We start from the raw sequence: 6,948 nt of genomic DNA on the forward strand, positions 1-6,948 counted from the left end.
TGTCGTGACGGAAATGAGCGGTGCCGACATGGTGGTTCAGGCGCTGGTCGACCTTGGGGTCGATACAGTGTTCGGCTATCCGGGCGGCGCGGTCCTTCCGATCTATGACGCGCTGTTCAACCATCCGACGATCCGGCACATCCTGGTCCGCCACGAACAGGCGGCGACCCACGCGGCGGAGGGCTATGCCCGCGCCACCGGCAAGCCCGGCGTCGTGCTCGTCACCTCGGGCCCCGGCGCGACCAACGCCGTGACCGGCATCACCGACGCGCTGCTCGATTCGATCCCGATGGTCGTGCTGACCGGGCAGGTGCCGACGACCCTGATCGGAACCGACGCATTCCAGGAATGCGACACGGTCGGCATCACGCGCCACTGCACCAAGCATAATTATCTGGTGATGGACCCCGACCGGCTGGGCCCGATCATCCACGAGGCGTTCCATATCGCGACGCATGGCCGGCCCGGTCCGGTGGTGATCGACATCCCGAAGAATGTGCAGGTGGCGACCGGCACCTACAGCGTGCCCGAACTGATCGAGCACCAGAGCTATCGCCCGCAGGTCGAACCCGACGCCGATGCGATCGCCGATGCGATCGCGCTGATCGCGGCGGCCGAGCGCCCGATCTTCTATACCGGCGGCGGCGTCATCAACGCCGGCCCCGACGCGAGCGCGGCGCTGCGCCAGCTCGTCGGGCTGACCGGCGCGCCGATCACCTCGACGCTGATGGGGCTCGGCGCCTTTCCGTCGGACGATCCGAAATGGCTCGGCATGCTCGGCATGCACGGCACCTATGAATCGAACATGGCGATGAACCGCGCCGACCTGATCATCGCGGTCGGCGCGCGCTTCGACGACCGCGTCACGGGCCGCCTCGACGCCTTCGCGCCGCATGCGAAGAAGATCCACATCGATATCGACCGGTCGTCGATCAACAAGATCGTTCCCGTCGACGTCGCGGTGCTCGGCGATGCGGGGCGCGCGCTCGACGCGCTGATCGGCGCGTGGCAGGACAAGGGGCACAAGGCGCGCGACCTCGGCGAATGGTGGCGCCGCATCGACGGCTGGCGCGCGACGCGCTGCCTCGACTTCCCGGAGAAGAAGGAAAGCGGGGCGGAGATCATGCCGCAGCGCGCGGTCAAGGCGCTGTTCGAGGCGACGCGCGGCCGCGACCCGATCATCACCACCGAGGTCGGGCAGCACCAGATGTGGGCGGCGCAGCATTTCGGCTTTTCCGCCCCCAATCGCTGGCTGACGTCGGGCGGTCTCGGCACGATGGGCTATGGCTTTCCGGCCGCGGTCGGCGCGCAGGTCGCGCGGCCCGACCGCCTCGTCATCTGCATCGCGGGCGAGGCCTCGCTCCAGATGAACATCCAGGAAATGGGCACGGTCAGCCAGCACCGCCTGCCGGTGAAGATCTTCATCCTCAACAACGAGTGGATGGGGATGGTCCGCCAGTGGCAGGAACTGACCTATGAAAGCCGTTATTCGAACAGCTATTCGGACAGCCTGCCCGATTTCGTGAAGCTGGCGGAGGCCTATGGCTGGACGGGGCTGCGCATCGACACGCTGGGCGAACTGGAGGACGGCATCCGCACCATGATCGACACGCCCGGCCCGGTGATCGTCGACTGCCGCGTCGCCAAGCTCGCCAACTGCTTCCCGATGATCCCGTCGGGCGCGGCGCATACCGAAATGATCCTCCAGCCGAGCGACGTCATCGGCACGATGGACGACGAAGCGAAAGCGCTGGTGTGATGAGGGCCGACGCTTTTCACCCCCTCCCGCGAGCGGGAGGGGCAGCGAGGCTTGCGAACTCGTTCGCCAGCCGCAGCGGGGTGGGCATCGCCACGCCGTCTGCTCGCTTCGCTCGCGCCCACCCCTCGATCCCCTCCCGCAAGCGGGAGGGGAAGGAATAGTCATGAAAATCACCACCGAAGCGGGCGAGCGCCACGTGCTCGCCATCACCGTCGACAACGAGGCCGGGGTGCTCGCCAAGATCACCGGGCTGTTCACCGCGCGCGGCTATAATATCGAAAGCCTGACGGTGGCGGACATCACCGCCGACCATGCGCTGTCGCGCATCACCATCGTCACCTCCGGCCCGCCGCCGGTGATCGACCAGATCATCGCGCAGCTCGACCGGCTGGTTCCGGTCCACAAGGTCATCGACCTCGCCGACCAGGGCGCGCATGTCGAGCGCGAGATCGCGCTGGTCAAGGTCGCCGGCACCGGCGAGAAGCGCATCGAGGCGCTGCGCCTCGCCGACGTGTTCCGCGCCAAGGTCGTCGACACGACGCTGACCAGCTTCGTCTTCGAGATCACCGGCAACAGCGACAAGGTCGACCGCTTCATCGCGCTGATGCGCGAATGCGGCCTTGTCGAGGTCGGGCGCACCGGCATCGTCGCCATCTCGCGCGGGCCGGAGGCGGTTTAGTTCAATTTCGTGCTCCCCCGCGAAGGCGGGGGTCCAGTCAACGTCAGATGGGTCCCCGCCTTCGCGGGGACACACTATTAGGGAAGAAAGACATGCAGGTTTACTACGATCGCGACGCCGACCAGGATCTGATCAAGGGCAAGAAGGTCGCCATCCTCGGCTACGGCAGCCAGGGCCACGCCCATGCGCAGAATCTGCGCGACAGCGGGGTCAAGGAGGTCGCGATCGCGCTGCGCCCCGGTTCGGCGACCGCGAAGAAGGCCGAAGGCGCGGGCTTCCGGGTGCTGTCGAACAAGGAAGCCGCCCAGTGGGCCGACGTCATCATGATCGCCGCCCCCGACGAGCATCAGGCGAAAATCTATTATGACGACCTTGCCGACAATCTGAAGCCCGGCGCCGCGCTCGCCTTCGCGCACGGGCTCAACATCCATTTCGGCCTGATCGAGGCGCGCCCCGACATCGACGTCTTCATGGTCGCGCCCAAGGGTCCCGGCCACACGGTGCGCAGCGAATATCAGAAGGGCGGCGGCGTCCCCTGCCTGATCGCAGTCGCGCAGGAAGCCAGCGGCAATGCGGGCAACGGCCACGCCAAGGCGCTCGCCCTCAGCTACGCCAGCGCCGTCGGCGGCGGGCGCAGCGGCATCATCGAGACGACCTTCAAGGAAGAGTGCGAGACCGACCTGTTCGGCGAGCAGGCGGTGCTGTGCGGCGGCATCACCCACCTGATCCAGGCCGGGTTCGAAACGCTGGTCGAGGCGGGCTACGCCCCCGAAATGGCCTATTTCGAATGCCTCCACGAAACCAAGCTGATCGTCGACCTGCTCTATGAGGGTGGCATCGCGAACATGCGCTATTCGATCTCGAACACCGCCGAATATGGCGACATCAAGACCGGCCCGCGCATCATCACCGACGAAACCAAGGCCGAGATGAAGCGCATCCTCGCCGACATCACCTCGGGCCGCTTCGTCAAGGATTTCGTCCTCGACAACCAGGCCGGTCAGCCCGAACTGAAGGCCAGCCGCAAGGCCGCCGCCGCGCACCCGATCGAACAGACCGGCGCCGCGCTGCGCGCGATGATGCCGTGGATCGCGAAGAACAAGCTGGTCGACAAGGCGGTCAACTGACCGCGCCGGACAGCGACGGAACCTCGTCATTGCGAGGAGCGTAGCGACGAAGCAATCTCCAGCCATCGACTTCGCACATGGTCGATAGCTGGAGATTGCTTCGCTCCGCTCGCAATGACGAACGGAGGGAAATGATGAGGCAGCCCTTCCACGCCCACCGCGCCGATCTCGCCGCGCTCGCGGCCGAAGACCGCCGCCGCACCCTCGTCCCGCGCGCCGGGATCGATTTCGCCTCGAACGATTATCTCGGTCTTGCCGGCTCCGCCGCGCTGCGCGACGCGCTCGCCGCCGGGATCGCGCGCGGCCTTCCCGCCGGCTCGGGCGGTTCGCGCCTGCTGCGCGGCAATCATGCGGAACATGAAGCGCTCGAAACCCATGCCGCGCGCCACTATGGCAGCGAGGCAGCGCTTTTCTTTCCCACCGGCTTCGCCGCCAACGCCGCGCTGTTCGCGACGCTGCCGCAGCGCGGCGACCTGATCGTCCACGACGAATTGATCCACGCGAGCGCGCACGACGGCATGAAGCTCGGCCGCGCGGACATCCGTGCCGCCGCGCACAATGATGCGCAGGCGTTCGACGACATGGTCGTCGCATGGCGCAAGACGGGCGGCACCGGCACGCCGTGGATCGCGGTCGAAAGCCTCTACAGCATGGACGGCGACACGGCGCCGCTCGCCGACCTCGCGACCGTCGCCGCGCGCCACGACGCGGTGCTGGTGGTCGACGAGGCGCACGCAACCGGTGTCTTCGGCCCCGCCGGACAGGGGCTTGCGCACGGCCTTGCATCCCGCGAAAGGCTCATCACGCTGCACACCTGCGGCAAGGCGCTCGGCTGCGAGGGGGCGCTGCTTTGCGGGCCGCAGATCGTCCGCGATTTCCTCGTCAACCGGGGCCGCCCCTTCATCTTCTCCACCGCGCCGTCGCCGCTGATGGCGTGGCTCGTCCGCCAGGCGCTGGAGATCGTCGCGACCGAGCCCGAACGGCCCGCGCGCCTTCACGCGCTCGTCCGCCATGCCGAGGCGCGCCTTGCCGCGCTCGGCCTGCCCGCGAGCGGCAGCCAGATCCTTCCCGTCGTGATCGGCGACAACGCCCGCGCGATGCGTGTCGCCGGCGCGTTGCAGGCCGCGGGCTTCGACGTCCGCGGCATCCGTCCGCCGACCGTGCCGCAGGGCACCGCGCGCCTGCGCATCGCGATCACGCTCAACGTCGCCGAAAGCGATATCGACGCGATGACCGGCGCGCTTGCCGACGCGATGGCGGCCACCTGATGCCGCGCTTCGTCGTGACCGGCACCGACACGGGTATCGGCAAGACCGTCTTCACCGCCGCGCTGGCGGGAGCGCTCGGCACCCCCTATTGGAAACCGATCCAGTCGGGGCTCGAAGACGAAACCGACAGCGAGGTCGTCGCGCGGCTGGCCGGTGTGCCGGTCCTGCCCGAGGCGTATCGCCTCGTCACCCCCGCCTCCCCCCACCTCGCGGCCGAGATCGACGGCGTCGCGATCGATCCGGATGCGCTGACCCCGCCCGCGGGCGACCTGATCGTCGAGGGCGCGGGCGGCGTCCTCGTCCCGGTCACGCGCACGCTTCTCTATGCCGATCTGTTCGCGCGCTGGCGGATTCCGGTCATCGTCTGCGCGCGCACGGGTCTCGGCACGATCAACCACAGCCTGCTGACGATCGAGGCGCTGCGCGCGCGCGGCGTGCCGATCCACGGCATCGCCTTCGTCGGCGACGCGGTCGAGGACAGCGAGGCGATCGTCGCGAAAATTGGCGGCGTCCGCCGTTTGGGCCGCCTTCCCCGCCTCGATCCGCTGACGGGCGAGACGCTGGCGCAAGCCTTCGCCGCCAACTTCGATCTTGCCGGCTTCACCTGAAACCAGAAGCCGCTCGCCCTGAGCCTGTCGAAGCCTGTCCTGAGCGCCTGCAAGGCAGTCGAAGGGGGCCGTCCTTTTCTCTATCGGGTGCCGAAAGGAAGAACGGTGCTTCGACAAGCTCAGCACGAGCGGTAAGAGAGATAGCACTTATGTCACCCATCTGGCACCCCTTCACCCAGCACGGGCTCGGTGAGCCGATACCGCTGATCGACCGGGCCGAGGGCGCGCGCCTTTACGACGCGCAGGGCAACAGCTGGATCGACGCCATCTCCTCGTGGTGGGTCACCACCCACGGTCACGCGCATCCGCGCATCATGACCGCGATCCGGGCGCAGAGCGAGAAGCTCGACCAGCTCATCTTCGCAGGCTGGACGCACGAGCCGGCCGAAGCGCTCGCCGCCGAACTGGTCCGCATCACCCCCGATCCGCTGACCCGCGTCTTCTTTTCGGATTCGGGTTCGACCAGCGTCGAGGTCGCGCTGAAAATGGCGCTCGGTTACTGGTTCAACATCGGCGAGGCGCGCAGCCGCATCCTGGTGATGGAGCACAGCTATCACGGCGACACGATCGGCGCGATGTCGGTCGGCGAGCGCGGCGTCTACAACCGGGCGTGGCAGCCTTTGCTCTTCGACGTCGGCACCATTCCCTTCCCCGCCGGGGGACGCGAACAGGCGGCGCTCGACGCGCTCGAAGCCGCCTGCGCCGAAAAGCCCGCCGCCTTCATCGTCGAACCGCTGATCCTCGGCGCCGGCGGCATGCTGATCTACCCCCCATGGGTGCTCGCGGAGATGCGCGCGATCTGCGCCCGTCACGGCGTCCTGTTCATCGCCGACGAGGTGATGACCGGCTGGGGCCGCACCGGCACCCGCTTCGCCTGCGACCAGGCGGGGGTGATCCCCGACATCGTCTGCCTGTCGAAGGGGCTGACCGGCGGCGCGATGCCGCTCGCGGTGACGCTGTGCATCGAACCGGTCTTCGAAGCGCATTATTCGACCGACCGCGCAAAGACCTTCTATCATTCATCGAGCTACACCGCGAACCCGATCGCCTGCGCCGCGGCGGTCGCCAATCTCGCCATCTGGCGCGACGAGCCGGTGCAGGCGCGCATCGACGCGCTCGCCGAGGCGCAGGCGGCGCATTTGTCGCTGCTGACCGGCGATGCGCGCATCGCGAACCCGCGCCGGCTGGGCACCATCGCCGCGCTCGACGTCCGCGTGCCCGACGGCGGCTATCTGTCGACGCTCGCGCCGCGCCTCATCGCTTTCTATCGCGAACGCGGCGTCCTGCTCCGCCCGCTCGGCAACAGCATCTATGTCATGCCGCCCTATTGCATCGCGCCCGGCGAACTCGCGCAGGTCTGGAACGCGATCGCCGCATCGCTCGATCTCGATCCATCGCCGTAAGTGGTGGAGCGTCCGCTCAAGCATTCTCCAGGCGCCTCTATGGCGTGTGAGGATTCGGGTTTTGGCGCGCTGCCCCATCCGTTCGTCATGCTGAACTTGTTTCG

At 67.8% G+C, this 6,948-nt stretch carries 6 protein-coding genes; all 6 read left to right on the forward strand.

All coding sequences use genetic code 11. The annotated features are described in order from the left end of the window. Positions 1 to 4 precede the first annotated feature (4 nt). The 6 genes from ilvB to SGR02S_RS11625 all read left to right on the forward strand — a co-directional run bounded on the left by ilvB (position 5) and on the right by SGR02S_RS11625 (position 6,844). Positions 5 to 1,759, forward strand: coding sequence for a biosynthetic-type acetolactate synthase large subunit (gene ilvB / locus SGR02S_RS11600; protein WP_067109666.1), 1,755 nt, complete (start codon positions 5 to 7; stop codon positions 1,757 to 1,759). A 163-nt stretch (positions 1,760 to 1,922) separates the two neighbouring features. Continuing rightward, entirely contained in the window at positions 1,923 to 2,438 is a 516-nt protein-coding gene (ilvN, locus tag SGR02S_RS11605) for an acetolactate synthase small subunit (RefSeq protein ID WP_067109669.1), read from the forward strand. Positions 2,439 to 2,530: 92 nt separating this feature from the next. Continuing rightward, a complete protein-coding gene (gene ilvC / locus SGR02S_RS11610) occupies positions 2,531 to 3,565 on the forward strand; it encodes a ketol-acid reductoisomerase (protein ID WP_067109672.1) in 1,035 nt (344 codons plus the stop codon). A gap of 131 nt (positions 3,566 to 3,696) precedes the next feature. Further along, positions 3,697 to 4,833: an 8-amino-7-oxononanoate synthase gene (locus tag SGR02S_RS11615; RefSeq protein WP_419964897.1), complete on the forward strand. Its 1,137-nt coding sequence runs from the start codon at positions 3,697 to 3,699 to the stop codon at positions 4,831 to 4,833. Beyond that, positions 4,833 to 5,441, forward strand: a complete 609-nt coding sequence (gene bioD, locus SGR02S_RS11620) for a dethiobiotin synthase (RefSeq protein WP_067109679.1) — start codon at positions 4,833 to 4,835, stop codon at positions 5,439 to 5,441. Before SGR02S_RS11615 ends, bioD begins: the two co-directional genes overlap by 1 nt. A gap of 149 nt (positions 5,442 to 5,590) precedes the next feature. Then, complete coding sequence (locus SGR02S_RS11625; protein WP_067109682.1) at positions 5,591 to 6,844, forward strand: adenosylmethionine--8-amino-7-oxononanoate transaminase; 1,254 nt, start codon at positions 5,591 to 5,593, stop codon at positions 6,842 to 6,844. Positions 6,845 to 6,948: the final 104 nt, after the last annotated feature.

It is taken from the genome of Sphingopyxis granuli NBRC 100800 (assembly GCF_001591045.1).
Taxonomy (GTDB): Bacteria; Pseudomonadota; Alphaproteobacteria; order Sphingomonadales; family Sphingomonadaceae; genus Sphingopyxis; species Sphingopyxis granuli.